The 26,997-nt window shown below is 67.0% G+C and carries 19 protein-coding genes and 1 tRNA gene; 5 read left to right on the plus strand and 15 right to left on the minus strand.

The annotated features are described in order from the left end of the window. Nucleotides 1-137: 137 nt before the first annotated feature. Entirely contained in the window at nt 138-3,353 is a 3,216-nt protein-coding gene (locus M5I08_RS00550; RefSeq protein ID WP_219066583.1) for an arabinosyltransferase domain-containing protein, read from the minus strand. Continuing rightward, nucleotides 3,317-6,595, minus strand: coding sequence for an arabinosyltransferase domain-containing protein (locus M5I08_RS00555; RefSeq protein ID WP_219066530.1), 3,279 nt, complete (start codon nt 6,593-6,595; stop codon nt 3,317-3,319). Before M5I08_RS00555 ends, M5I08_RS00550 begins: the two co-directional genes overlap by 37 nt. A 139-nt stretch (nt 6,596-6,734) precedes the next feature. On the opposite strand from M5I08_RS00555, the gene M5I08_RS00560 reads away from it, so the two are divergent. Next, entirely contained in the window at nt 6,735-8,147 is a 1,413-nt protein-coding gene (locus M5I08_RS00560) for an MFS transporter (protein ID WP_249763014.1), read from the plus strand. Nucleotides 8,148-8,360: 213 nt separating this feature from the next. On the opposite strand, the gene M5I08_RS00565 is transcribed toward M5I08_RS00560, so the two are convergent. From M5I08_RS00565 to M5I08_RS00590, 6 genes are all read right to left on the minus strand, one after another. Further along, on the minus strand, nt 8,361-11,624 hold the full coding sequence (locus tag M5I08_RS00565; RefSeq protein ID WP_219066529.1) for an arabinosyltransferase domain-containing protein: 3,264 nt from the start codon (nt 11,622-11,624) through the stop codon (nt 8,361-8,363). A 64-nt stretch (nt 11,625-11,688) separates the two neighbouring features. After that, nucleotides 11,689-13,620, minus strand: coding sequence for a galactan 5-O-arabinofuranosyltransferase (locus M5I08_RS00570; protein WP_219066528.1), 1,932 nt, complete (start codon nt 13,618-13,620; stop codon nt 11,689-11,691). After that, entirely contained in the window at nt 13,621-14,385 is a 765-nt protein-coding gene (gene dprE2 / locus M5I08_RS00575; RefSeq protein WP_219066527.1) for a decaprenylphospho-beta-D-erythro-pentofuranosid-2-ulose 2-reductase, read from the minus strand. It lies immediately after the preceding gene. 12 nt (nt 14,386-14,397) lie between these two features. Then, nucleotides 14,398-15,780 (minus strand): decaprenylphosphoryl-beta-D-ribose oxidase, encoded by a 1,383-nt coding sequence (dprE1, locus tag M5I08_RS00580; protein WP_219066526.1) that lies wholly within the window; start codon nt 15,778-15,780, stop codon nt 14,398-14,400. A 149-nt stretch (nt 15,781-15,929) separates the two neighbouring features. After that, a complete protein-coding gene (locus tag M5I08_RS00585; protein ID WP_219066525.1) occupies nt 15,930-16,340 on the minus strand; it encodes a GtrA family protein in 411 nt (136 codons plus the stop codon). Between the two features lie 20 nt (nt 16,341-16,360). Further along, the gene (locus M5I08_RS00590) at nt 16,361-16,846 is read right to left on the minus strand and encodes a GreA/GreB family elongation factor (RefSeq protein WP_219066524.1); all 486 of its coding nucleotides are present in this window, start codon (nt 16,844-16,846) and stop codon (nt 16,361-16,363) included. A gap of 351 nt (nt 16,847-17,197) precedes the next feature. Here M5I08_RS00590 and M5I08_RS00595 point away from each other — a divergent pair, with 351 nt between their 5' ends. Further along, nucleotides 17,198-17,989 (plus strand): DJ-1/PfpI family protein, encoded by a 792-nt coding sequence (locus M5I08_RS00595; protein ID WP_219066523.1) that lies wholly within the window; start codon nt 17,198-17,200, stop codon nt 17,987-17,989. A gap of 100 nt (nt 17,990-18,089) precedes the next feature. Here the strand turns inward: M5I08_RS00595 and wzm are convergent, their stop codons facing one another. From wzm to M5I08_RS00620, 5 genes are all read right to left on the minus strand, one after another. After that, nucleotides 18,090-18,920: a galactan export ABC transporter permease subunit Wzm/RfbD gene (gene wzm, locus M5I08_RS00600; protein ID WP_219066522.1), complete on the minus strand. Its 831-nt coding sequence runs from the start codon at nt 18,918-18,920 to the stop codon at nt 18,090-18,092. Beyond that, entirely contained in the window at nt 18,917-19,825 is a 909-nt protein-coding gene (gene glfT1, locus M5I08_RS00605; RefSeq protein WP_219066521.1) for a galactofuranosyltransferase GlfT1, read from the minus strand. Before glfT1 ends, wzm begins: the two co-directional genes overlap by 4 nt. Then, entirely contained in the window at nt 19,822-20,625 is an 804-nt protein-coding gene (wzt, locus tag M5I08_RS00610; protein WP_219066520.1) for a galactan export ABC transporter ATP-binding subunit Wzt/RfbE, read from the minus strand. The genes glfT1 and wzt overlap by 4 nt, the downstream gene beginning before the upstream one ends. Before the next feature lie 10 nt (nt 20,626-20,635). Then, on the minus strand, nt 20,636-21,109 hold the full coding sequence (locus M5I08_RS00615; protein ID WP_249763450.1) for a bacterial proteasome activator family protein: 474 nt from the start codon (nt 21,107-21,109) through the stop codon (nt 20,636-20,638). A gap of 62 nt (nt 21,110-21,171) precedes the next feature. Beyond that, complete coding sequence (locus M5I08_RS00620) at nt 21,172-23,172, minus strand: DUF6541 family protein (RefSeq protein WP_219066519.1); 2,001 nt, start codon at nt 23,170-23,172, stop codon at nt 21,172-21,174. Between the two features lie 109 nt (nt 23,173-23,281). Between M5I08_RS00620 and M5I08_RS00625 the strand changes: the two genes are divergently transcribed. Beyond that, on the plus strand, nt 23,282-24,478 hold the full coding sequence (locus tag M5I08_RS00625) for a cysteine desulfurase-like protein (protein WP_219066518.1): 1,197 nt from the start codon (nt 23,282-23,284) through the stop codon (nt 24,476-24,478). On the opposite strand, the gene M5I08_RS00630 is transcribed toward M5I08_RS00625, so the two are convergent. Further along, nucleotides 24,479-25,468, minus strand: coding sequence for an NAD(P)H-quinone oxidoreductase (locus M5I08_RS00630; RefSeq protein WP_219066517.1), 990 nt, complete (start codon nt 25,466-25,468; stop codon nt 24,479-24,481). Here M5I08_RS00630 and M5I08_RS00635 point away from each other — a divergent pair. Together M5I08_RS00635 and M5I08_RS00640 are read left to right on the plus strand one after the other, a co-directional pair. Next, nucleotides 25,467-25,622, plus strand: a complete 156-nt coding sequence (locus tag M5I08_RS00635) for a hypothetical protein (protein WP_219066591.1) — start codon at nt 25,467-25,469, stop codon at nt 25,620-25,622. The genes M5I08_RS00630 and M5I08_RS00635 overlap by 2 nt on opposite strands. Nucleotides 25,623-25,641: 19 nt before the next feature. After that, nucleotides 25,642-25,728 (plus strand) — tRNA-Ser (locus tag M5I08_RS00640). Here the strand turns inward: M5I08_RS00640 and lipE are convergent. After that, nucleotides 25,710-26,984: a lipase LipE gene (lipE, locus tag M5I08_RS00645; protein WP_219066516.1), complete on the minus strand. Its 1,275-nt coding sequence runs from the start codon at nt 26,982-26,984 to the stop codon at nt 25,710-25,712. The two genes, M5I08_RS00640 and lipE, sit on opposite strands and share 19 nt — an antisense overlap. Between the last annotated feature and the right edge of the window lie 13 nt (nt 26,985-26,997).

A 26,997-nucleotide genomic window follows, 5' to 3' on the forward strand; every position in this document is an offset into this window, starting at 1 on the left:
CCGGCCGACCGAAGCTCACGTGAGGGGTTACAAGCCGCGCCCCGTCCAGGTACCCACCGAATGATTCGGCCAATCGGGCCCGACGCTGTTATCGCCGTCGTTCGGCCGCGCTGAATCACGCCGACCCGACGACGCGGCTAGGGCTTGATCCGCATCTTGCCCGGCGACCACCACCCGCTGTGGGTGGCGGTGCCCAGCTCCAACTCAGCCGGTTGAGCCGTCACGATCGTGTCGAACTTTCGCAGTGAGCCCCAGTCCCGGCCCCAGTCGCGGGACAGGTAGGTGGCCATCACGTGGGCTCGCAGCAGCACGTCGGTGATGCCCAGCAGCCCGCCGTTGGTGCCGTCCTCCCAGGTGTCGGTGTCCATCTTCTTGGCGTTGTAATCCGGGGTGATGCGGAACTTGGGGATTTCGGTGACGCCGTCGGCGTGCAGCATCGGCCGCTGGCACGGGAAGGCCAGCCCCACCGCCCAGTCCATCAGCACCGGCTGCGACGAGCCGACGTACTCTTGGAGCGAGCGGAGATCGGGCACCCGCGGGGGAGTGACCGCGACCCAGTCTTCCGGCGTGAGTGACAAATCTTCGGCGACCACTCTGACCGCGGACGCGTCGGCCGGGATCTTGGCGCGCGGGAAACGCAGGTTGCGCCACGCTTTTGGCTGCTCGCCGTACAGATCGTCGGGCACCAGCCGCCCGCTTGGTATCAGCTCGCCGCCGGGCCCCGCCTTGCCGTATTCCAGCACGACGGTCTGCCCGTCGGTGTGGCCGTGCAGCACGCTGTTGCCGGCGATCTTGCCTGCGGCGGTCACCACGACAAGTGGATGCCCGTCATCTGCTCGGGGCAGCTGGTACCAGGCCGATTTGAGGGCGCTCTGCTGCTGCGGGCCGGTCGTGTAGCTGCCCGCCAGCGGAACCCGCGCGGGGTCAAGACCATAGGGCAGCGGCACCGTCGAGCCGTTGACGCCCGGCGTCTTCTCCCTTGTCGGGGCGTCCCAGTCGTAGTCCGTGCCAGGCTGTTCCGGTGTCATCCGAAGCGCCTCGGCCACAACGTGTTCCGGCACGCCATTGGGCGTGAACCCAACCGGATCAACGCCGCCCAGCGGGCCCAGCGGACCGTAATTACCGGGCGACGCTGCCATGAAGCCGGCGTTGGTGTCCGGCTCGACGAGCACGTCGTCGGCTAGGCCGCAGCCTCCGGTGAACGCCCGCAGGTTCGCCCAGCCGTTGGAGTAGGTCGGGTACTGGTGGACGACGCCGATCGCCATCGAGGCGACGAACACCCCCACCATGAAGCCGGCTGCGATCGGCACCGGTGCGCTCGTCAGCGCGACGGCCAGCCGGCCTTCGCCGCGGCCGCGGGGGGCGAAGTGCAGCCACGCCGCATAGATGGCCGTGATCGCGAACAATATGAAAAATAGTGTGCTGATTGAAACCCCGCCGATCTTCGGCATCGTGGTGTTGAACGGCACGCCGTAGCTGGACACGTACCACCAACCGTTGGTGGTCGCGAAGCACAACGCGAGCACGAACATCAGCGCCGCCAGGAACGCCATCCGGTTTCGCGACCAGCGCAGCACCGACGGCGACACCAGCACCGTGGCCAGCGCGGCCATCGCCGCGCCCACCGCGGCGAACAGCCCGAAGTGATGCACCCACTTGGTGGGGGTGAACATCAGGAAGAACATCGTGCCGAAGATGACACCCATCAGCCGCCAGGCCGGCCCGCGGGCCACGCCCCGAATTCGCTTGCGCCGCAACATGATGAACACCGCGGTAAACAGGCACAGCGCCGTGATGAAAAAGCCGAACCGCCGCGACAGCGAACCATCGACCGTCGGCAGGAAGAGGTAGTAATATCGTAGGTTTTCGGTGTACCACGCCTGACTGGGCCCGATCGCATTGCGAATCCTGGTGGCCTCCAGAAACGTTGACAGTGTCTGGTCGGCGAAGACGACGGTGAGGATGACCGTTCCGGCCGCCAGGAACGGGGCCACCAGTGGCCAGGTGCCGACCAGGCGATGACGGCGGACCAGGATGCGTAGGATCGGGCGGCCACCGGCAACCAGGGCGGCCACGGCGATCAACCCGGTGGGCTGCACACCGAGGGTGAACGCCGCGGTCACGACGGCCAGTGCCGCCGGGGTCAGCCGGCTGTACCGCATCGACCGCTCGATCAGCACGTAGGTGATCAGCGAGCCCACCGCGATGATCGCCTCGGGTCGCAGACCGTTGTTGAACGGCATCCAGGCCGCCAGCAACACCATGCCCGCCGCCCACATCGCCGGCTTGCTGGCCGCCACCGCCGGCCCCAACCGGGGCAGCACTTCGCGGGACAGCAGCAGCCAGCACACCAACCCGGCGACCAAGTCCGGCAAGCGAATCCAGATGCTGGCGTCGCTGACATGGGTCATCAACGCCAGCAGGTTGTAGTACCAGCCGAACGGGTCCTCGGGGCTGCCGAACCAGCGGAAGTAGTTGGACATGTAGCCGGCGTGGTCGGCGACGCGGGCCATGCCCAGGATGTAGCCATCGTCTGACGAGTTGGCGCCCATCACATGCCACAGCAGGAAAGCGACGATCACCGTGGCGTCGGTCCAGCCGAAGAACCTCCAGTTGGCCGGGATGAGGCGGCGCATCCGGTGGCCGTCGAGCTGGTCGAGGCGCCACAGCGCGACCAGTGCGACGACGGTGGCCACGATCGCCAGCACCATCGCGGTGAGCTTCAGCGTCGTCGGTGTGGTGGAAAACCGGGTGTCGATGCTGGCCGAAAGCCGCAGTCCGGGCGGCGCGGGACCGGTCATGTCGGTGAACACGCCGACGATCTGTGGGCGCAGGTTCGGATCGGCGAAGCCGCTGCTGACGGGTTTGCCTGCGGCGTCGGTCAATCCGACGAAGGTGGCGAACGTGCCGGCCCGCGTGGAGGTGATGTCGATGTGCTGGCACTGCGGACTGCTCACCTGGCTGCGCGGCACGCTTTCGATCACCACGTTGCGGTCGGTGACGTCGACCCGGGTTCGGGTGACGTTGACGAACAGACCGTCGAGGGTGGCGTCCTTGCCCTTCTTCGGCGCGGTGCCCAGGAGCATGCCGCCGCCCGCGGGCATCGCGCGGACCGCCGCGCACGGCACGGTGACCGTCATCGTGCCGGGTGTCTGCGAAATCAGCGGCGCGGTCACGTTGGTCAGTTGGCCGTGCTGCGGCCAATTCAGCGTCGCGGTGGTCTGCACGACCGGCAACAGCGGCGTGGCCACCGACAGCACGAACCCGATCAGCCCGGCGATCGTCGCCACCCAGCGGGTCACCCGCACGTCGTGGCTCACGGGAGTGCTCGAATCGGTCCTTGGCGGGTCCAGCCGTACACCGTGACGACGCCCTGGTCGACGGTCGCGTTCGGCGCCTGGTCAGCCGGCACCAGCCGGTTGTAGCGCTCCACCGATCCCCAGTCGCGGTACCAGTCGCCGCCCAGGTAGGTGGGGATGGTGGCGGTCCACAGCATCGCCTGGGTGAACAGGAAGGGCCCGCCGGACTTGGACGCTTCCCAGAGGTTCGACGACGACGCCGTCTGCTTGCGGTCGGGCATGATCCGGTACTGCGGAAGCTCGGCGATGCCGAGGTGTTCGGAGAACGGCCGCTGGCAGGGGAAGTTCGCGGCGGTCGCGATGTCCATCAGCACCGGGGCCGCCGACCCGATCAGCTGCTGCAGGCTCTGCAGCACCGGCGCCCGCGGCGGCGTGAACGCGAACCACTGCTCCGAGCTCAAGTTCGGGTCGTAGGCGACGATGCGCGCCACGTTGGCCTCCGGCGGCGCCCAGGTCAGCGGGAACCGCAGGTTGCGCCACGCCGGCTGCGGCCCGATGTCGATCGGCTGCACCTGCCCGAGAGGCGCGATGCCGCCGTCGGGCCGGGCCACACCCCATTCGAGTTTCAGCGACTGCCCGTAGGTGAAGTTGCCGTCCTCCTTGTACGACCAGATCGCGCCAGCCGCCGAGACCACCACCAGCGGGCGCGCCGGCGTGCGGGGCGGCAGCCGATACCAGGCCGAGGTCGCGGTCGCGGCCTGCGAGTTTTCGCCGTAGCTGCCCATCACCGGGGTGCGGGCGGGATCCAGCCCGAACGGCAGCGCGGCGTGTGAGCCGTTGACCCCGACCGGGCCCTTGCCGCCGGCGGTGCCCGCCGAGTCGCTGTAGGCGACATTGGGTTTGTTGGGTGAGGCGTCGGAGTTGACCAGCCCGGGTTTGGTGACCACCGGGTCGGACTGCAGGTCCTCGCCGACACCGTCGGGCTTGAAACCGACGGGGTTGATTCCGCCGAGCGGTCCCGCGGGCCCGAAACGCTGACCCGGAACTGGTTGCAGCAGGCCGGCATTGGGGTCGGGCTCGGCGAGGACATCGTCGGCCATCGCGCAGCTGGTCGGCGAAAGCCCCGAACGCAGCGCGGCCAGGTTGGCCTTGGCGATGGTGTAGTGCGGGTAGCGGAACACCGCGCCCTTGGCCAGCGAACTCACCATGCCGAGCACCATGATCGTCGCGACCACCAGCAGCGGGGTGGAGGCCAGGACGCGGTTGCGTCGGTTGTCGGTGACCTCGGTGTGCCCGGCGTAGTCCATCCGGAAGTGGTACCAGCCGGCCAGCAGGCCGGTCAGGATCGACAGCGTCAAAAACATCGACGTCACCGGGTGGCTGGCGATGACGGGCTGGATGTCGAACCACGGCACCCCGTAGTTGCCGACGTAGAACCAGCCGTTGACGCCGGAGGTGGCCCACGCCAGCAGGAACAGCAGCGCGGTGACGTAGAGCGTCAGGTTGCGGCGGCTGTGCAGGCCGATGCGGGCGAAGACGAACGCGGTGACCGCGCCGAGCGCGCCGGCCAGTCCGGCGAACGCGCCGAACTGGATGGCCCACTTCGTCGGCGTGAACGTCAACAGCAACAAACCGATCGCGGTGGTGCCGATCAGCCGCCAGGCCGGGCCGCTGGCCAGCCCTTGCATCCGGCCGCGCCGCAGCAGCACCACCAGCACAGCGAACAGGCACAGCAGCAGCACCAGCACGGCGAAGCGCCGGGTCATCGAGCCGTCGGAGTTGCTCTCGACCGTCAGGAAGTAGTAGCGCAGGAAGTCTTGGTACCACGCGATGGTCGGCCCGACCTTGTACTTGATGCGGGCCGACTCGGCGACCGTGGCCAGCGTCTGTGCGCGAAACACCACGAGGGTGATCAGCGACAACGAGGCCGCCAACACCGCCAGCGGCGCCAGCACGCCGTCAGCCGCCCGGCGCCGCGCGATCATCCGGGCGATCGCACGCGCGCCGGTGAGCAGTGCGGCGACGGCGATCAACCCCTGCGGCGCCAACGTCGCGGTGAGCGTCGCCACCACGATCGCCACCGCCGCGGGCACCAGCCGGCGGGTGGCGATCGCGGTCTCGACCAGCGCCCAGGTGACCACCACCCCCAAGGCGATCAGCGGCTCGGGCCGCAAGCCGTTGTTGAACGCCAGCCAGGCGGCGAGGAACACCGCGCCGGCGGTCAGCACCGCCACCGGGTTGGCGGCCAGCCCGCCCCTTGCCGGGCCCAGCCGGCGCAACATGTAGCGGCTGATGACCAACCAGCAGCCTATTCCGGCCAGCGTGGCCGGTAGCCGCATCCATACCCCGGCGGTGCTCACCGAAGCCATCTGCGCAAGCACCGCGGGATACCAGTCGAACGGCGCCTCGGGCGTCCCGAAGAACCGGTAGTAGTTGGCCAGGTATCCGGCCTGGCCCGACACTCGGGCGATGGTCAGGTTGTAGCCGTCGTCCGACGAAATCGCGCCGATGACGTGCCAGAGCAGCAACGTCGCGATCACGGCGACGTCGGCGAGCCAGGCGGCGACGCCGACGTGCAGCCACCGCCGCCAGGTGCGCGGCATCCGCCGCCCCGAGCGCCGGTCCAGGACAGCCAGCGCGACCAGCGAGGTCAATACCGCGAGCCCGCCCAGGGCCAGCACGGCTTTCTTGAGTGCGGTGGGCGCGACGATGAACCGGGTGTCGACGTCGATGCGAGCCGACAACCCCGGCTGCGCAGCCACTTTCAGGTCGGTGAAGATCCCGCCGACCTGCGGCTTCTTCTCCGGTGCCAGAGTTCCTGCGGCGCCGGGTATCCCGACGAAGTCTGCACCCGCAACGCCGGCGTCGGCCCAGATGTGCAGCACGCGGCAGGCGGGAGAGCTCACCGCCGAGCGTGCCGCAACGGCCGCAACCGAGTCGCGGAACGCGACGACGACGGCGTCCTTGTTGGCCCGAACGAACAGCCCGCTTTTGCCCGTCTCGAACCCGTTGACCGGCAGCGTCGAAAGCACCAGGCCGCCGGCGGCGGGCAGGGTGGCGATCGCCGGGCAGGGAATGGAAATGTCCAGTGCGCGCGGCGCCCCGGCCACCAGCGGCGCAGTGATATCGGTGACGTGCCCGTCTTTGGCGCCCTGCGGCCACAGGATCGTCGCAGTGGTCTGCTTCACCGGAAGCAGTGGAACCACGGCGCACAGCAACACACCGGCGATCCCCGCGACGACGGCGATCAACCGCGCGAGCTGACGCGCCGATCGCTCACTTTCGTCGTGGGGCACGAGGGACGATGGTAGGCGACTGCACCCCGTCCGGCGACGACGCAGCCCGCGCGGCGGGCTGCCGAGGAGCGGGATGGCGCGCCCAACTTCCCAGGGGTTCGACTCCTAAGCCCAAACATGGTTCAGTGGGCAGACGGTGGTGTATTTAATCGATCAACAGAGATTCGCCACCGGCCACTGGCGTGAGTTGTGGAGCACCCGGTATCTGCGAACGTCAGCTGTGGTCGCCGGGGGTGTGGTGCTCTATTCGACCAACGAGTTCCTGACGATCAGCATGCTGCCGAGCACGGTCAGCGAAATCGGCGGCGAGCGGATGTATTCGTGGGTGACGGCTCTATACCTCGTCGGGTCGGTGGTCGCGGCCGCGACCGTGAATTCAGTCCTGCACCGCGTGGGCTCATGCCTGTCATACCTGCTGGGTTTCGCGGTGCTGGGAGTTGGCAGCCTGGTATGCGCAGCGGCTCCGACCATGGAGATCTTGTTGGGGGGCCGCTTTCTGCAAGGGCTGGCGGGCGGCTTGCTGTGCGGACTGAGCTTCGCGGTGATCAACGCCGTGCTGCCGCGATCGTTGTGGAGCCGCGGCGCGGCCATGGCGTCAGCGATGTGGGGCGTGGGTGCGCTGCTCGGCCCTGCGCTGGGCGGTGTTTTCGCGCAGTTCGGCGCGTGGCGGTGGGCTTTCGGCCTGCTGGCCATGGCGAGTGTGGCGATGTCCGTGCTGGCGCCAGGCATCCTGTCCGTGGACAGCTGCGAGCAGAACTGCGACCGCGCGGCGACACGGATTCCGCTGCCGTCGATCATCCTGTTGGGCGCCGCGGCGCTGAGCGTCAGCGTGGCGTCGATACCGCACAACACCGCCGCGACTGCAGCCCTGCTGATTGTCGGTGCCGCGCTAGTCGGCGCGTTCTTGGTGGTTGATCGGCGGATGCCGACCGCGGTATTGCCCGCCAGCGTCTTCGGGTTCGGTCCGCTGAAGTGGGTCTATCTGACCCTGGGATTACTAGTCGCCGCGACCAAGGTCGACCTTTATGTGCCGCTGTTCAGTCAGCGGCTCGCGCATCTGGGGCCGATCATGGCCGGTTTGATGGGTGCGGCGTTATCGATCGGCTGGACGATCAGCGGGCTGGGCAGCGGCTCACTGAACAAGACCCGCGCGATCGTCGGCGTGGTGATAACGGCGCCGGTCGTGATGGCGCTCGGCCTCGCGTTGGCCGGAGCCACCCACGTCCAGGGCGCGACGATCGGCGTCATCGTCTTGTGTGGGACGGCACTGATGGCCACCGGGGTCGGTATCGGCGCCGCCTGGCCGCACCTGTCGGCGTGGGCAATGGGCGATGTCGACGACCCCGCCGAGGGCACCGCCGCCGCGACCGCAATCAACTCGGTGCAGTTGATCTTCGGCGCATTCGGCGCCGGGCTGGCCGGTGTTGTGGTGAACGTCGCCGACGGCGGCGGAGTGGCAGCGGCCCGCGCGGCGTTTACCGTGTTCGCCTTGCTGGCCCTTACCGCGTGCGCCACCGCTTATCGAGCCGGCCGACGGCAGGCGGCCTTGTAACTTCTCACACCCATGGTTCCTACTTGGTCACATCAGTCCCAATTGTCACTGAGTCAGGGGACGATGCCGCTTTCACTTTTGGGGCCACATGCGATATCACGACAGGCTTTGGTGGTGCGGTGATATCACCGGCGTATCAAATTCCAGCATTGCGTATTGCCCGGTTGCTGGTGTTGGAGATACCCGTGTGGCCACCGAAGCTCGGCTCCCTGCTTATTGCCGCAGCGGAGCGGGGCCCCACAGCCCGCTGCGGGTCGCCGAACCGAGGTCAAGCCTGGCCGGCCGGGCATTCGCGTCGTACGGCGTCAACTGCTGCAGCGCACCCCAGTCGCGGGCCCAGTCGTCTTTCAAGTACGTCGAAACCGTGTTCGGGCGCACGAGCAATTCAGTGATGCCCAGTGGGCCGCCGCCGTTGTTATCCATCACCGGCGAGTTGGCTTCGGCGCCGAACCGGTCGGGCAGGATGCGCCATTTGGGCACCTCATCCACACCGTTTTGATGGCCGAACGGTCGCTGGCAGGGGAAGGCCAGGCCGACTAGCCAATCCAGCAGCACCGGATCGGTCGAGCCGACGACGTCCTGCAGCGTGCGCAGCAGCGGAATTCGCGGCGGGGTGACCGCGATCCAGTGCTGCGGCGCCAAGTCGTCGTCGGTGGCGACCAGTCGCACCTGGGTGGCGTCGCGCGGCACCGCCGACAACGGGGCCCGTAGGTTGCGCCACGCGGGCGCCGCGCCGACATCGAAGAATCCCATCGACCCGCCGGGGCGGTTGGCGGCGGCCTGCTCGTCGGTGGCCCACTGGATTTCCACCTCGCCGTAATCGAAGCGGCCCGCGGCTGACACGACCAACAGCGGCCCCGCCTCGCTACGCGGCGGTAGCCGATACCAGGCCGACCGCAGTAGCGCCGGAACCTGCACGCCGGACCGCCAACTTCCCAGCACCGGTGTGCGCGCCGCGTCGAGGTTGTAAGGCAAGTGGGCACGCGAGCCGTTGATGCCGGGCGCTGGCGTGGTGCCGCCCTCGGTGCCGGCCTCGCTGCTGGTGACCATTCCGTCGTCGCTGACGAAACTGCGGTCGCCGGGGCGTTCCATCACCGGGTCGGCGCTAACGTCGGCGGGAATGCCATTGGGATCGAATCCGTCCGAAAAACCAGCGCCCAGCGCATCTTTCACCGGTGCGTTGACCGGGGACAACATACCGGCATTGGGATCCTGCTCGACGAGCACGTCGTTGGCCAGCCCGCAGGTTTTGCCGGTTAGCGCCTGCAGGTTGGAGCGACCGACCGACCACGCCGGATACTGGTCGGTCATCCCCAGAGTGAGCGAGAGAACCTCGAAAAAGACCAGTGCCCATGCGGCAATACCCAACGGAGAACCGACGATTCGGGCGAGCCGCGACTGGCTGGCGGGCCCGGCGTCGTTCCCGGTGTTGATGAAGTGGAACCAGGCGGCCAGCAGCAGCACCAGCACCGTCAGCCCCAGCAGGCCGGTGGTGAACCCGAAATGCCACTCCGGGAACGCATTTGACCACGGCACGCCGAAACTGGAGACGTACCACCAGCCGTTGACGCTGGCGAACGACAACGCGACGACAAATAACACCACGGCGGCGAACAGCGTGCGGTTGCGCCGCGAGCGCATCGCCGCCGCGGTCACCGCCACCGCTGCCAACGCGCCCAGCGAACCGGCCAGCCCGGCGAACACGCCGAAGTGGTGGGTCCACTTGGTGGGCGTGAACATCATCGCGATGAACGAGATGATCGTGATGCCGATGATGCGACGGCTTGGACCCACCGCGGTGCCCGGAATTCGGCCCTTGCGCAACGACATTGCCACCGACACCGCCAGCGCGACCAGCAACGCCAGCAGCCCGAAACGGCGGCCGATGGACCCGTCGGGGCTGGCCATGAACAGCCGCTCGTAGCGAAGGTGCTCATCGAACCAGCTCAGCGAAGGCCCAACCGCGGACTTGAGCATGCTGGCCTGGAATTCACCGGCGAGGGTCTGGTCCCGGAAGATCAGGATGATCGTCACCGTCGCCGCCGCCAGAATCGGCGCGAGCAGCGGCAGCAGACCGAACCGCCTGGTGCGGCGGTGCAAGATGATGCGCAGCGGCCCGATCGCCACCAGCAGCGCGCCGATCGAGGCGATACCGGTCGGGCCGGAGAACAGCGTCAGCGCCCCCACGATGCAGGCGATCGCCACCGGCAGCAGCCGACTGGTCGCGACGGCGCGCTCGACCGAACACCAGGTCAGCAGGATCCCGAGCGCGATGATCGGCTCGGGCCGTAGACCGTTGTTCAGCGGCAGCCAGAACGCCAGGAACATGCCTGCCGCCGTCCATGCGGCTGCTCTGCTGGTCTTGACCGCATGCCCGAGCCGCGGGATGACTTCCCGGCTGATCACCCACCAACAGGCCAGCGCCATCAGCAGGGTGGGCAACCGCATCCAGATGCTGGCGGTGCCGACATGAGCCCACAGCGCCAACAGGTCGTAGTACCAGCCGAACGGCGCCTCCGGGGTGCCGAACCAGCGGTAGTAGTTCGCCATGTATCCGGCATGCTCGGATACCCGGGCCATGGTCAGGATGTAGCCGTCGTCGGCGGTGTTGGCCCCGACGAAATGCCACCAGACCAGCACCAGCGTGACCAACACGTCCAGCCCGCTGATCGACCACCAGCGCGGCGGCAGGAAGCGGCGGTGCCGGGTGCCGTCGGAGGTGTCCAGGATGTGCAGCGCGATGAGCGCGGCGATCGTCGACGCCACCCCGAGGAGCATTGCGGCCATCTTCACCCGCGTCGGCGAGCTGCTGTAGCGGGTGTCGACGGTGGCCGAGAAGGTCAGGCCCGGCGGGGCCGGTCCGCTCAGATCGGTGAACACTCCGACGATCTGCGGGCGGAAGTCGTATCCGCTGCGCTCGCCGCGCAACGCAGCGCCGGGATGCTCGGCATTGGGCCCCTGTTTCAGGCCGACGAATTCGCCGGCGACCTTCTGAGCATGGGCGGTGAAAACCAACTTCTGGCAGGCGCCGCTGAGCACTTGGTTCAGCGGTGCGACGACGACCGGGGTGTTGCGCACGATGACCAGCAGGTCGTCTTTCGCGCGCTCGATCAACAAACCGCGGTCGACGGCCTTGGGCGCCTGCTTGGGCGCCGTGGACAACACCACTGTCTTGCCGGTGTTGCCCGGCCCGGCCACCCCGGCGGCGGCCTGGCACGGAACGCTGATGGATAAGTCGGTGGCGACGTAGCCGATCAGCGGCGCTTCCACGCTGCCCAGCACGCCGTTTTGCGGCCAGTTCAGCTGCGCCGTGGTCTGTTTGACCGGCAGCAGCGGAGTTGCGATCGCCAGCAGGGCCCCGAGCAAACCGGCGACGACGGCGACGGCACGGGCGGCGCGGTACTTCGCTCCGGCGTCGGTCGATGAGGGCGGCGCCTGCTCAGCGCTTCGCTCTGCATCGTCGACGGCTCTGCTCATGGGCGCCGCTCCTCAGCATCGCTTCGCTCTGCATCGTCGACGGCGCGGCTCACGGACGTTGATGTTAGTTGGGCTTGCGGACGGCCAACACGAACGGGCCGATGCTGGTGACGGTGAACCGGGGGTCAGCGAACAGGGCGGCGCCCAGCTCGACCGTGTAGCGGCGGACGTTCGGCTGGTTGGGGTAGACGTCTTCGGCCAGCCGCAGGGTGTAGCTGCTGTTAGGACCAGATTCAGCGCCCGCCGAGCCGCCATGGCGCAGCAGGAACACCGTCGGCGGCGCCCAGGGCAGCGCGTCGAGTGCGCGGATCAACTGATCCGGGGTTTTGAGCTTGGCGAGGGTGTTGATCGCGGCCGCGCGCTTGTCGAACTGCGCGAGCGGGTTGGCGTAATGCGACGTCAGCCCCTGAAAGCCCCAATAAGGGTAGTAGGACAGGAAGCTGTAGTCGGCCGTCAGCACCACGGTTTGGTCTCGGGGCCGTCCAGTGGCCCGGGTGATTGCGGCGTCGATCGACGGGTAGAACTTCTCGGAGCCCGGCGGGCGGCGGTCGCCGCGCTGGCCGTGGCCGTCGGTGTCGGTGTAGGCGATGGTGAGATCGGGGCGCAGCACCTCGGGGATGTCCTGGCTGAACGCAATCGCCCCGGCGAGTCCGATCGCGGTCGCCACCGGGAGCGCGCTGCGGCCCCAGGCATGGTCGCGGCTCCTTTCCTGCGCCAGGGCGGCCAGTGCGAGGGTGAGCTCGATGAAGCCGAAGACGCCGGCGCTGGCCAGCAACACCGTCAGCGTCGGCTGCAGCCGAAACGACAGCAGGGTCGTGCGCGCCAGCGTCGCCAGCATCGACAGCAGCGACCACAGGTAGACCGCCACCACGCCGATCGCCAGGCCGGCCGCCCGCACTGACGCGCGGGCTCGCACCACCAGCCACAGCGTGCCGAGCATGCAGAGTGCGCCGAGCAAGGTGAACTGGAGCATCGGGAAGGTCAGCTCGGCGCCATCGGCGGGCAGGTAGTGAAAGGCGCTGCCAGTGTTGCTGATCGGGTCGTGGGTCACGCGCAGCAGGAACGGCAGCCAGGTCGTCGCGGCGATCGCCGCCGCGACGACGGCAATGGCGGCCAGCCGAACCAGCGGGTCAAGGGCCGCCTTCACGCCGTAACGCCAGCGGGATGCCGTCAGCACCAGCGCCATCAGCACCACGGTGAACGCGCTGTAGGCCAATAGCAGGTTATACAAGGTCGCCGCAAACCCGAGAAATATCCCGGCCCCAATCACCGCGGCCCACCCGCCCTGTGCGAGTGTGCGGCCAGCCGCACGTTCGGCCGCGCGCAAGCCCGACCAGGTCAGGATCAGCACCGGCGGCAGCAGCACCGTGATCATCGCGGAGTACGGCTCTGGGGAGCTGTAGGCCAGCGCGACAGCGGCGGTCGCGGTAGCGACGATCAGCGCGTACTCGAAGCGGATCATCCGCCACCACAACACCAATGCGACCGCGACCGCGACCGTGATCGAGGCGATCGCCCACGGCTTGTATATCTCCCAGGCCGGGGTCCCGGTCAGTGCCGCGATGCGTCCGCCGATCCAGAACCAGCCCGGCGGATAGAACGGGGGCAGACCGAGGTAGGTCATGTCGTGCAGCGACGCGCTGTCAGCGAATCGGGTCAGGTATTCGGTGCGGAACTGCTGGTCGACGGAGATGCCGAACAGGTAGAGCTTGGTGGCGCCCAGCGGCATCGCGAGCGTCACCACCGCGAACGCGGACAGGAACACCAGCGCGAACAGCCTGGCCAACGGTCGGTTTCGCCGCCACAGCCAGCCGACGACCAGCAATCCGACGATGCAGCCGACCTGGCCGACCGTCGTCAGCGCGTGCAGCTGATTCGACGACGGGTAGGCCGGCCATTCGACCCGTTCGATGGCCATCAGGGAGATCACCGACACCACCGCGGCAATCGCAACCGCGAACGCCATGTGGCCGACGGTGGCCAGCGCGCTCCGCATCTAGATGGGCAACTTGCGGAAGATCGGCCGCGGGATGTGTCGCAGCACCATCATCACGTAGCGGAAAGCCCCTGGCGCCCAGACGAGCTCCTTGCCCTTGGCCGCCGCGGTCACCGCCAGGTTAGCGACGTACTCCTTGTCGACGGTCAGCGGGGCTTCCTTGATGTGCGCGCTCATCCGGGTGCGCACCTGGCCCGGCCGAATGACCAGGACGCGGACGCCGCTGGGCTTCAGCGCTTCGCCGAGCCCGAGGTAGAAGCCGTCGAGGCCGGCCTTGGTGGAGCCGTAGACGAAGTTGGATCGCCGGACCCGCTCACCGGCGACCGAGCTCATCGCGATGATCTGGCCGAAGCCCTGCGCACGCATCTTCTCAGCTAGCAGCACGCCGACGGAAACCGCTGCGGTGTAGTTGATTTCGGCGATCTGGACTGCCTTATGCTGGTTCTGCCAGAGTTCCTCGGCGTCACCGAGTAACCCGAACGCCACGATCGCGACGTCGACATCGCCGGCGGCGAAGGCGGCGTCGATCATCTTCGGATGGCTTTCGGTGTCGGTGGCTTCGAAGTCGATCAGCTCCACCGAGCGCGCGCCGGCGGCCTTCATCTGCGCTTTCGCGTCATCACGGCCCGGGTCATCGGGCATGGCGGCCAACACAATCCGCGCGTGCGCGTTCTGCAGGTAGCGTTCGCAGATCGCCAGCCCGATCTCCGACGTGCCGCCGAGCAGCAGGATGGTCTGTGGGTTGCCCACCGCGTCTAAAACCATTGGCGCACCATATTACCGCAGCTCCAAACGTCGGGCCATGTCCGAGACGAAGACGCCGGTGGGATCGACCTTGCGGCGCACCGCAATCCACTCGTCGATGCGCGGATACATGACGTGAAAATTATCGGCACTGACTCGCGAGTCCTTCGCGGTGTAGACCCTGCCGCCGAACTCCATCACGCGGGCGTCAAGGTCATTGAGGAACTCGTTGACCCCCGGTTTATTCGGAAAGTCCATCGCAACGTTCCAACCGGCCATCGGGAAGCTCAGCGGTGCGCGGTTACCTGGCCCGAAAAGCTTGAACACGTTGAACGCCGAGTAGTGCCCGCACGTTTGGATCCAGCGGATGATGGCCTTGAACTCGTCCATCGCATCCGGCGGAACCAAAAACTGGTGTTGAGCGAAACCCGTTGGGCCGTAGGCATTATTCCAACCGCTGACCAGGTCGAGTATGTGGTAGAACTGCGACAAGTTCATGATCTTGTCGGTGTAGGTTCCGCCCAGCCGGTAGTACACCTCGCCGATCGCCATGAACGACAACTTGTTCATCACGCTGACCGGAAAGATGTCCGGCACCGTCAACAATTGCGGCGCATCAAATTTCAGCGGATTCTTGGCGAGTTTTTTAGGCAGTTGATCGAGCTTCGCCAAGCTGCCGCGGCTGACCGCGGCCCGGCCGAGGTTTGGTGGCGGGCTGATCAAGTCGAACCAGGCAGCGGAGTAGGTGTAGTTGGCTTCGCTACCGTCGAGGTGAAGGGCGACCGTCTCGTCAAGGTCCTTGGTGGCGACGCCGTCGGCGATGAAGTACGCCGTTTCGGTCGGCGTCATCGCGATGGTGGCGCGCAGGATGATCCCGGTCAGCCCGTTGCCCCCGACGGTGGCCCAGAACAGCTCGGCCTCCTCGCCGTCGGGGGTGAGGTGGCGGATCTGCCCGTCGGCCGTCAGTAGCTCCATCGACGCGACGTGGTCGCCGAAGCTGCCCGCGCTGTGGTGGTTCTTGCCGTGGATGTCGCAGGCGATCGCGCCCCCGACGGTGACCTGCCGGGTGCCGGGCAACACCGGTACCCACAGCCCGAACGGCAGCGCGGCTTTCATCAGCTGGTCGAGGCTGACGCCGGCGTCGACATCGGCGAGGTGGGTGTCGGCGTCGATCGCATGGATCCGGTTCAGCGGCGTCATGTCGATCACCAGGCCGCCGCCGTTCTGGGCGTTGTCGCCGTAGGAGCGGCCCAGTCCGCGGGCGATGACACCCCGACCGCCGGCATCCGCCGCCTGGCCGACGGCTTTCGCGATCAGCTCAGGGTCCGGCGTGGAGAGCACCCGCGCCACCGATGGCGCGGTGCGGCCGAACCCCGTCAGCCGGGTAGCGGTGGTCGGAATTTCACTGCTGAACATCGTCAAAGAGGGTACCGCCTGGCGCGCTGTACTCAGTGAACCCGCAGGTCCACCCGTGTCAGTTCGACGCCAAGTGGAAGCAGCCGTAGTCCTCGGACAACGGCCCGCCAGGGCTGTGCTCGTCGGAGTCGAGGTTGCCGACGCGCTGGTCAGCGCAGCCGGAAGATCACCGACCGCTGCACGACGAAGTTGATCACCGTGGCAGTGCCCTGCGCGATCACGAAGGCGGCGGGTACCCGCCACGGCTCGCTCGCGAACTGGAGGTAGAAGAGGTAGTTGATGCCGACCTGCGCGGTGTAGGTGAGCCCGTAGAGCGCACAAACGGCGACGAAGCGGGCCCTGCTCGGCGGCGCCTGGAACGTCCACCGCCGGTTGACCAGGTACGCGGTCGTCGTGCCGGCGACAAAGCTGATCGATTTCGCGACGTTGACTTGTAGACCCAGCCGCAGCAACGCGACATAGAGCCCGAAGTCGACGACCGCCGACAATCCGCCGGTGACGACGAACCGCCACACCTGCGTCTTGAGGGATAGCTGCGTAGTCGCCGCGATCTCGGCCATCGGCGGAAGTCTACGGGGGACTACTTCGGGTATTTCAGATCCAGCAGCTCAACGCGGTTTTGCCCTTGCGGCGTGGTGTAGGTGACCGTGTCGCCTATTTTCCGGCCGACAAGCGCCCGCCCCAACGGGCTGCCCGCAGTCAACGCCTCGGCGTCGCCGCCGACAGGGGCCTCTTCGATGACGGTGATCACCTGCATCTTGATCACCGCGCCGTCAGGAAACTTTAGGGTCACCTCGGTGCCGAAGGGCAGCGTGTCGCCCCCGTTCGAGGGCAACGGTCCGGTTCGCAGCAGCCGGTCGAGCTCAATGATCCGCTCGTCCAGGCTGGCCAGTTCATCGGCGCGCTGGATGGCATCGGCCGCGTCAGCATGATCGCTGACCGCACCGCGGTCGCCTCTGACCTCGGCCTCCAGTCGATCGCGCCGTTCCCGGACGCGATCCAACTCGGTGCTGATGCGCTCACGCGCTCCATCAGAAAGCCTCGTGGGCTCAACTTGTTCGCTCACCATTGCCGACCTGTCTTCCGCCGGAACGGCGGTGGTTGCCAGTCATGCAGGGTCAAGACCGTATTGAACGTAACCCAATTATCCATGCGTTCGTGGCGGGTTGTGCGACATTTCGCGCGACAGCTTGACGGCCCAGATCACGCTTGGGGATCCTCCGGACTGTAAGCCGTAGCTGCCGGACAGCTCATGCTGCACGGCTGGGCGGTGCCGCAGCGCGCGGCGCCACCCAGACAGTGGTCCCCGTTTCGTAGCGGTTGTCGCGTAATGGTTTGCGACAACCACAGCGATCGGCGGCATCCCCGGCCGCAAGACTGTTGATTGCGTAACCGACGCCGGGGGTATTGCCGGCACATGGAAATAACTAACCCGCGGGTGCTGGTGATGGTTTCTGCAGCGGCCCGCATTCCGCTGCGCAACGGCTGCAGCGAGCCCACGGGCACATATCTCGGCGAGCTGGTTGAGCCGACCGATGCGATGTTGGACGCGGGCTTCGAGTTGTCGTTCGCGACGCCCGGAGCGCGTATCCCGACGATCGACGGCACGTCCTGCAGTTTGATGTACTTCGGCCTGTCGCGAAGCAGACGAGATGCGGCACTGGCCAGCTACACCCGGCTGCTGGAACTCGGCCTGGCGAGTCCGGCCAAGCTCGAAGACATTGCCCGTGACCAGCAGCGGTTGGCTGATTTCGACGCGGTCTTCGTGCCCGGCGGTCACGCGCCGCTAGTCGACTTGCTGCACCGCGACGCGTTCGCCGACAACACGCTCAACGACGACTTCGGTGCGCTCATGCAGTATTTCCATGAGGCCCAACGACCTACCTGCTTGATTTGTCATGCCCCGGCCGCGCTCGCCGCCGCGCCCAGCGTCGCCGGGCGCTGGCTCTACGACGGCTACCGGATGACATGCTTTAAGGCCTCAGTGGACACCATGCTGTCGACTGTCCCGTTGGCGCGTCGCTTCCACGGGCAGCTCATCGAGGACCCGACTCAGCTGCTAACCTCACGTGGCGCCAAAGTGGAGCAGACGCTGCTGCCGATGGGCAGCAAGGTGGTCGAAGACCGCGAGCTGATCACCGGGCAGGACCCTTACTCCGCGAAGGCGTTGGGTGCTGCATTCGTTAGGAAGCTGCAGCAGCGCAGCTGAGTCATTCAGATTGCCGTCATAGTCGTGCCGCACGCGAAAACCACAGCCGTGAACGCAATCTCGACGTGACAGACGTGACAGACGTGACAGCGGTAGCCGCCTACACCCAGTACGCCACCCGGGCGCGGTATTGGCGCATCACGAAGGCTGCCGTTAGCCAGCCCACCACCGTCAGGCCGAGTACCACCGCCCAGTGCCGAAGCTCCTGGTGCGAGCCCAGCAGGGGGGCGCGCACGATATCGAGGTAATGCAGCAGCGGGTTCAGCTCGACGATCTTCGCCCACCGTCCGGCGCCCTGCTGCCGCAGCGTGTCGTCGTTCCAGATGATCGGCGTCATGAAGAACAGCAACTGCACGACCGAGAACAGCAGCGGGCCGATGTCGCGGAAGCGGGTCGCCAGGATGCCGAAGCACAGCGACACCCACACGCAGTTGAGCACAATCAGCCCCAGCGCCGGAATCACCGAAAGGTCGGCCCACGACCACGGTTTAGGAAAGATGATCGCGATGACGACGTAGATGACGATGTTGTGCGCAAACAACAGCATCTGCCGCCACACCAGCCGATAGACGTGCACGGAAAGCGGCGTCGGCAACTGTTTGATCAAGCCCTCGTTGGCGACGAACACCTCGGCGCCCTCCAGGATCGAGGCGTTGATCAGATTCCAGATGATCAGCCCGAGCGTGACGTAGGGCAGGTGCACCGACAGCTCGAGATGGAACAGCTTGGAATACAGCCCGCCCATCGCGACGGCGGTGGTGCCGGTCGCGATCGTGATCCAAAACGGTCCCAGCACCGAGCGGCGGTAGCGCTGCTTGATGTCTTGCCAACCCAGGTGCAGCCACAACTCCCGGCGGCGATACCCGTCGACCAGATCGCCCCAGGCGCGGGTCAGCGTCTTGGACTGCGCCGCGGCGTCGATGAGGGTCATGACCGATTCTCGGGTCGTCCGAACCTTTCCCGACGTCCCATCCGGCGTAGCCGCAGCCACTCCAGCAGACCCTGCGGGTCGCGACGGGATACCAGGAAGAACCAGCCGAACCGCACCCACTCCTGAACCAGCAGCTTGCGCAGACCCGGCTGCGACAGCAGGTAGCCGCGATTGCGATAGGTGAAGTACCGCTTGGTCGGATCGTCGGGATATTGGGTGTGCATGCGCCCGGCAAGGATCGGCTTGAATTCGGCCGACCCACACGGGTGCAGATAGACGGCAGTCAAGCAGGTTCCGAACGCCATGCCGGACCGAACCAGTCGACGATGCAGCTCGACCTCGTCGCCGCGGACGAACAGCCGCAGGTCCGGCACGCCGATCGACTCGAACGTCGACGCGGCGAACAACGCCCCGTTGAACAGCGACGCGATACCCGGCAGCAGGTCCTGGCCCTCGGCGGTACGCAACTCGCCGACCAACCTGCGCCACACCAGGCCGCGGCGCAGCGGAAACGCCAGGCGCCGCGGGTCGTCGAGGTTGCACACCACCGGCGACACCGCGGCCAACCGGTGCTTTTCGGCGCACGCCAGCAACGTCGCCAGCACTTGGCTGTCTTGCGGGTGGCCGTCGTCGTCGGCCAGCCACACCCAATCGGCGCCCAACGCCAGGGCATGAAGTATCCCGAGCGCGAAACCGCCTGCGCCGCCGAGGTTTCGGCGCGACGGAAGATACGTCGTCGGGATAGGTTGTGCGCCAACGAGTTCCCGAACGCGGTCGTCGTCGTCGTTGTCGACGACGATCAGCTGGTCGGGCAGTCGACTCTGGGTGGTCAGCACGTCGAGCGACTTGGCCAGTTCGTCGTGGCGCCGGTGGGTGACGACGACCGCGCACACCCCAGGCGTCATCCCGGCACCTCGTCGGCCGCGGTCTCGGCAAGCACCTCACGCACATGGCGCGCGGCGTCGTCACCTTCGTAGGCGCGCACGACTTCTTCGATCCCGCCGGACATGCGGATGACGCCGCGGTCGATCCACATCGCGGTCTTGCACAGCCGGGCCAGGAATTCGTTGGAGTGGCTGGCGAACACCAGGATGCCGGAGCGCTCGACCAGCCGCTGCAGCCGGGCCTGCGCCTTCTTGAGGAAGTCGGCGTCGACGGCGCCGATCCCCTCGTCGAGCAGCAGGATTTCCGGGTCGATGCTGGTGACCACACCCATCGCCAAGCGCACCCGCATACCGGTCGAATAGGTGCGCAGCGGCATCGACAGGTAGTCGCCCAGCTCGGTGAACTCGGCGATCTCGTCGACCTTGGCCAGCATCTGCCGCCGCGTCTGCCCGAGAAACAGGCCGCGGATCACGATGTTCTCGTAGCCGGAGATCTCGGGGTCCATGCCGACACCCAGATCGAAGACCGGCGCCACCCGACCGCTGACCGTGGCGGAGCCGCGCGTCGGCTCGTAGATGCCCGAAAGTAGCCGCAGCAGCGTCGATTTGCCGGCGCCGTTGTGGCCGACCAGCCCGACGCGGTCGCCCAGGTTCAACGACATCGTGATGTCCCGCAGCGCCTCGATGACCACCACGTTGGAGGCATTGCGCCCGATCGCGCCGCCCAGGAACGTCTTTTTCAGCGACCGCGACTTGGCGTCGAAGATGGGGAACTCCACCCAGGCGTTGCGCGTCTCGATGAAAGGGCGCGGACTGGTCACAGATTGTCGCTTAGAGGTATTGCCCGGTGCCCGAACCGTGGCCGCCGTGCCCGGGCCTGCCGACCCCCGGGGGAAGCGCACCCTGGCGCATCTGCTCAAGCTGCGCGCGAGCGGCCATCTGCTGGGCAAACAGCGCGGTCTGGATTCCGTGGAACAGCCCTTCCAGCCAGCCGACCAGCTGGGCGTGGGCGATACGCAGCTCGGCGTCCGATGGGATGGTGCCCTCGGTGAACGGCAGCGTGAGCCGGTCGAGTTCCTCACGCAGTTCGGGTGCCAGCCCGTCTTCGAGTTCTCGGATGCTGATGGCGTGGATCTCACGCAACCGGTTGCGGCTGGCGTCGTCGAGCGGCGCCGCCCGTACCTCCTCGAGCAACTGTTTGACCATGGTGCCGATCCGCATCACCTTGGCCGGCTGCTCGACCAGGTCGGTCAGCGAAGCGTCGTCGGAGTCTTCGGAATCAGCGTCTTTCCCGCCAGCCATCATCCGGGGGTCGAGGCCACCGATAATTTCGATGTTGTCGTCGTCGTTGCCGTTACTCAATCCAGTCACTCTCCTTGCGGCTCACGTGTGGGAGCTGTGGTGGCGCCGTGGGGTCGTTGTGGGCCCAGCCATTGGTAGATCCGGGCCTCGCCATTGTCGTAGAGCTTCGCCCACGACCTCGATTTATCTATTGACCCTAACCCGTCGGGCACCGCGAACCCCCTGACCGTCGGGACGCTGGTCAAGATGTAGCGAATATTGAGCGCCCGCATTGCCTCGGATACCCGCGGATCGTGATCGCGATCGGCATAGGCCCAAAAAATGAACCGGTAGTAGCCCGGGCCGGTTTGCCGTGGGAAGTCGTAGTGAGTCCACAGCGGGTGCAGGTCGGCCACGGCGTACATCCAGCCGGTGCCGTCGACGTTCGAGTTGCCGATCACGGTGGCCCGCGCGCCCGGCAGCGTTGCTAGATAAGCAAAAGCGTCGAGGTCTTTCTGGTCGACGATCACCGAGTCGTATTTGTCGCCGAACAGCACCAGGTGTCGGTGCAAGTAGTGGCGGGCGGTGAGCACCGTCGTGGCCAGCAGCAAGACCACCGTGGCCGACGCCCACACCGGCGGGGGCAGTCGGGCGCGCCGCTCGATGAACCGCTTGGCGCCGGCCACCACTGCTGCGACGATCGCGAAGACCGCGATCCCTGCCATCGGCGTCGCCAGCATCGTGACCACGCCCGAAAGCCGTCGCGGATCGTTGTAGAAGAACTGACTGAACTCTTCGATCGCGGCGCCCAGGGCGTTGCGAAACGGCGCCCCCGAGAAGATGGTCGCGACGGTCAACACGAGCCAGACCACCGGCGGCCACCAGATTCTCTTGTACAGCAGGATCACCATGCCGATCGCGCTCAACACGATCAGGCCGTACTGCGTGGGGAAATCGTTGAGGTGACGGGTGTGCAAGAGCAGCGCATCGATGACGCCCTGCTTGACGCTCTTGAAGCTGGGGAACGCGTGCCCGGCGATGATGTCGGCCTGGCGGAGCACCCCGATGAACTGCGGCGCCAGGATCAGCCCCGTCGGCACTGCCACCATCGCCAGGGTTGCCACGTCGGCGAGCCGTCCACGCGCCGGATGCCGCCGCGCGTCGAAGAGCCACCAGGCCAACAGGAACAAGATCACAATGAAACCACCGGTGAGGTGGGCCGACAACGCGCCCACAAGCGCCAGCACGGCCACCGGGATGCGATCGCGATGTCGCAGCGTCGAGGTGATCAAGACAAACGTCGGGATCGCGACCCCGTAGGCCGCCAGGTTGGGCATCGCCGCCACACCGAACTCGACGTAGGGCACCGAAGTGAACGACGCCGCCAGCGCAGCTGACGTGGCCGACACGCCCGCTGCGCGCCACATGGTCGTAACCGGCCTGAGCAGAAACCAGGTGAGCGTCGCCGCGCTGGAGGGAAACAACCACACCGACGCTGCCACCGAGCTCAGCGTGTAGCCGGTCGTCGGCGCCGACCCGGTGAGCTGACAGAACACCGCTGTCAGCGCGTGAAACACCGACGGGTAATACAGCGGCTGGCGGGTTTCGACGTTGCGCAGCTCGCCCATGTGGGTGGACGACGCCTGCCCGGTGTCGAGGACGAAGCGCACCTCGTTCGCATGCCAGACCGCGTCCCAGGTACTCGGGATGGACTGCCAATGTGTGATGCCGCGATAGGCCGCCCACATGATCAGCAGGGCACCCAGCAGCACGCCCGCAGCTACCGTCAGCGCGGGCCTGCCGGCGATCCCCCGGGTTTCGGCCTCGGTGTCGCGGTAGCGGGCGAGCAGCGGCTGCAAACCCGCGATCAGCAGGCACACCGCGGCCAGCGCGGCCAGCGCCGTCCAACCGTTCCATGGGATTGCCAGCGCACCGAACGGGATAATCGCCAGAGCCACCACGCCGTAAGTCAGCGCCGGGCCAACTGCGACGGCGACCGGCCACGTTAGCTGGGTGACGCGTGCGACGATTGCGCCCGGCGCGATCAGCAAAAACACCGCGATCAGCGTTCCGGTGCACAGGCCCACTGGACTAGTATGGCTGGCCGGGTGACCCGGCTCGGGACGGCGGGTACGCACCTAGGCGCCCGCTACCGTCACGGTTTGGCTGGTTCTGCGGAACTTTAAGGTGGCTGGCATGGCATACGACGTCGCCCGGGTGCGGGGATTACATCCTTCCCTCGGGGACGGTTGGGTGCATTTCGATGCGCCGTCGGGGATGCTGATTCCCGACTCGGTGGCGACCACGGTTTCGACTGCGTTCCGCGGATCGTCCCCGAGCAGCGCCGGTCCGCATCCGGCGGCCAGGCGCAGCGCCGCCGTGCTGGAAGCGGCGCGGCAGGCCGCCGCCGACCTGCTCGACGCCGACCCGCGCGGAGTAGTGCTGGGTTCCGATCGCGCGGTGTTGCTGTCGTCGTTAGCCGACGCGTCGTCGACCCGTGCCGGCCTCGGCTACGAGATGGTGGTCACCCGCCTCGACGACGAAGCGAACATCGCGCCGTGGCTGCGCGCAGCAAGCCGGTTCGGCGCCAAGGTGAAATGGGCCGAGGTCGATATCGAGACCGGTGAGCTGCCGCGGTGGCAGTGGGAGGGCCTTATCGGGCAGCCGACGCGGCTGGCCGCAGTGACGTCGGCGTCGGGGACGCTGGGCACCCTCACCGATCTGCGCCCGGTGACCAAGCTGATGCATGACGTCGGCGGGTTTGTGGTCGTCGACCATTCCGCGGCCGCCCCGTACCGTCTGGTCGCCATCGACGAGATCGACGCCGACGTGGTGGCCGTCAACGCCGTCGGGTGGGGCGGTCCGCCGATCGGGGCGTTGGTGTTTCGCGACCCGGCGATGATCAACACGTTTGCTTCGGTGTCGACAAACCCGTACGCCACCGGCCCGGGGCGTCTGGAAGTCGGTGTGCACCAGTTCGGTCTGCTGGCCGGCTTTGTCGCCAGCATCGAATACCTTGCTTCACTGGATGAGTCAGCGCGCGGAACACGACGCGAAAGACTCGCTATCTCAATGCAATCGGCCGCGTCGTACCTGGACAGGATCTTCGACTACCTGATGGGCTCGCTGCGATCGCTGCCGTTGGTGGTGGTGATCGCCCGGCCCGAGGCGCGGATACCGGTGGTCAGTTTCGCCGTCAACGAGGTGCCGGCCGAACGGGTGGCGCAACGGTTGGCGGACAACGGAATTCTGGCGATCTCCAACGCCAGGTCGCGAGTTCTTGACGCGATCGGGGTCAACGACGTCGGCGGCGCCGTCACCGTCGGGCTGTCGCATTACTCGACGACGGCCGAGGTCGACCAGTTGGTGCGCGCGCTGGCGTCGCTGGGCTAGTTACCTGGGCGAGCAGACCGTCAGCACGATCTTGCCCGCCACTGCGCCCGACGACAGCAGCTGATGGGCCTGCGCGGCCTGCTGGATCGGTAGGTGCGCGCCGATGACTGGCCGCACCCGCCCGTCAGCAATCATCGGCCAGACCGAGGCGGTCACCGCTTCGACGACGGCGCTCTTGCCGCTGGGACCGGTCACCGGTCGGCCCCGCAGCGCGGTCCCGATCACCCGCGCCCGTTTGCCGACAAGCTTGCCGAGGTTGAGCTCGCCCTTGATGCCACCCTGCATCCCGATCACGATCAGCTGGCCATCGCTGGCCAGCGCGTCGAGGTTGCGGTCCAAATACGCGGCGCCGATGATGTCCAGGATCACGTCGGCGCCCGCGCCGTCGGTTGCCTCGTGAATTCGCGCGACGAAGTCCTCATCGCGGTAGGCGATCGCGATGTCGGCCCCCAGTTCGCGGCACAGCTCGAGCTTGGGCGCGGACCCCGCGGTCACCGCCACCCGGGCGCCCAATGCCCGGGCGACCTGGATGGCATGAGTCCCCACCCCGCTGGCGCCGCCGTGGATCAGGAGCAGCTGACCCTGGCTCAGATGAGCCGTCAACGCCAGATTCGACCACACGGTGCACGCCACTTCCGGCAGGCCGGCGGCGTCTTGCAGGCCGACACCGCGCGGAATGGGCAGCAGCTGACCGGCGGGCACCGCGACATATTCGGCGTATCCGCCGCCCGCCAACAAAGCACAGACTTCTTGCCCGACCGTCCATCCGCGGACCCCGTCACCTAGCGCGTCGATGACGCCGGAGACCTCCATGCCGAGCAGCTCGCTGGCACCCGGTGGCGGCGGATAATGGCCGGCGGCCTGCAACAGGTCGGCCCGGTTGACGCCTGCCGCGCTGACTTTGACCAGCACCTCGCCGCGGCCCGGCGTGACGTCGGGGACTTGCTGCCACAGGAATTGATCGGCGGATTCAGCGACGATGGCATGCATGGCCGCCACGCTACAAGGTGTGCGGACCCATTTCCTCGGCCAGTTGTCGCCTTCGCAGATCGCCGCGATGGGGGAGAACTGCCGGCGAATCAGCGCCGCGCTGAAACGGTACGACCGACCTTCCAAGGCCGGCGGGCGGGCCAGTGGAGGCTGACACCGTTACCCTTGTCGGCGGTGGCGTGGCAGAGCGGCCTAATGCACTCGCCTTGAAAGCGGGCGACGGCTAACACCGTCCGGGGGTTCAAATCCCTCCGCCACCGCCGTTGTGGTGCTCGCGCGGTATCTCGGCTGCGATGCGGTCCATCAGCGCGGTGTAGCGCCGGGCTTCTGGGTCCCTGCCCGGTTTGCCGCTGCTCACCAGACCGGCCGCCAGCTGGCGCTGCGGGTCGGCCCAGATCGCGATGTTGACCAGCCCCAGGTGACCAAACGCCGCCGGCGCGTTGCGCCCGAATGGGCCGAACCTGTTGGTGCCCAGCATGAAGCCAGTGCCCCAGCGTGCTGGGGCCAGGCCGGTCGCGAAATCCGGTCGCAGACGGCGACATTCACGCACAGCTGCGCGCAGCGTTTCTGGGCGCATCACCCGAACGCCGTCGAGTTCGCCGCCGCGGAGCCATATTTCGGCAAACCGCGACATCTCGTCGGCGTTGGAGATGGTGTTGGACGACGGGACAACGGTGGTGAGGAACATCGGTGTGTTGGTAAGCGGGATGATCTGGTGCATCGTTCCGCCGATCGCCTTGCGAAAAGCCGCTGCTATCGGCGCGGGTAGTTGCCTTCCGGTGGCATGGCTGGGCGCTACGAGAGGGACATCCTGTTCTGCGACACCGAAGTTGGTCCATCGGAAGCCAAGCGGGTCGAGGATCTCGGTGGCCAGTATCTCGCGAATGTCCTTGCCGGTGGCGGCGTAAATGATCTCGCGCAGCAGCGGGCCCCAGGTCAGCGCGTGGTAGATGTGTATCCGGCCCGGCCGGTATAGCGTCCGCAGCTTGGCGAGCTGTTGCTGTGCGTATTCGTGGTCGTCGGCCCGTTTCAGGTCCGGCCTCGGTCCGGTGGCGAACGGAACTCCGGCGCTGTGCGTCATCACGTGCCGGATGGTGGTGCGGTCTTTGCCGTGGCTGGTGTAGGTCGGCAAGTACTCGCAGACCCGGTCGTCGAGCGAGAACTGACCGCGTTCGACGAGCATGTGCACGACGGTCGCGGTGATGGCTTTGGCCGACGAGTATGCGCAGAACGGCGTGTGCGTCTGCACCGGGATTTTCTCGACGTCCGGCGGGTCTGCGGGAGCGTTGCCCCAGCCGTGGCCGATGGCGCGGTTGAGCACGACCTTGCCGTTGTGCCGCAGACACAGCTGAATGGCCGGGTGCATCCCTGCCGCGTACCAGTGGCGAGCGGCCTGCCAGATCCGTTCGACAGCTGCCGGGTCGACCTCGGAATGGTCTTCGTTGCCGATTGCCGTGACGGCGTCCAGGTCGGCCGGGACGCGAATCCTGCCTTGCAAGTCAACCTGGCTGGTCATGGATGCGAGGGTA

The organism is Candidatus Mycobacterium methanotrophicum (assembly GCF_023515995.1).
Classification (GTDB): domain Bacteria; phylum Actinomycetota; class Actinomycetes; order Mycobacteriales; family Mycobacteriaceae; genus Mycobacterium; species Mycobacterium methanotrophicum.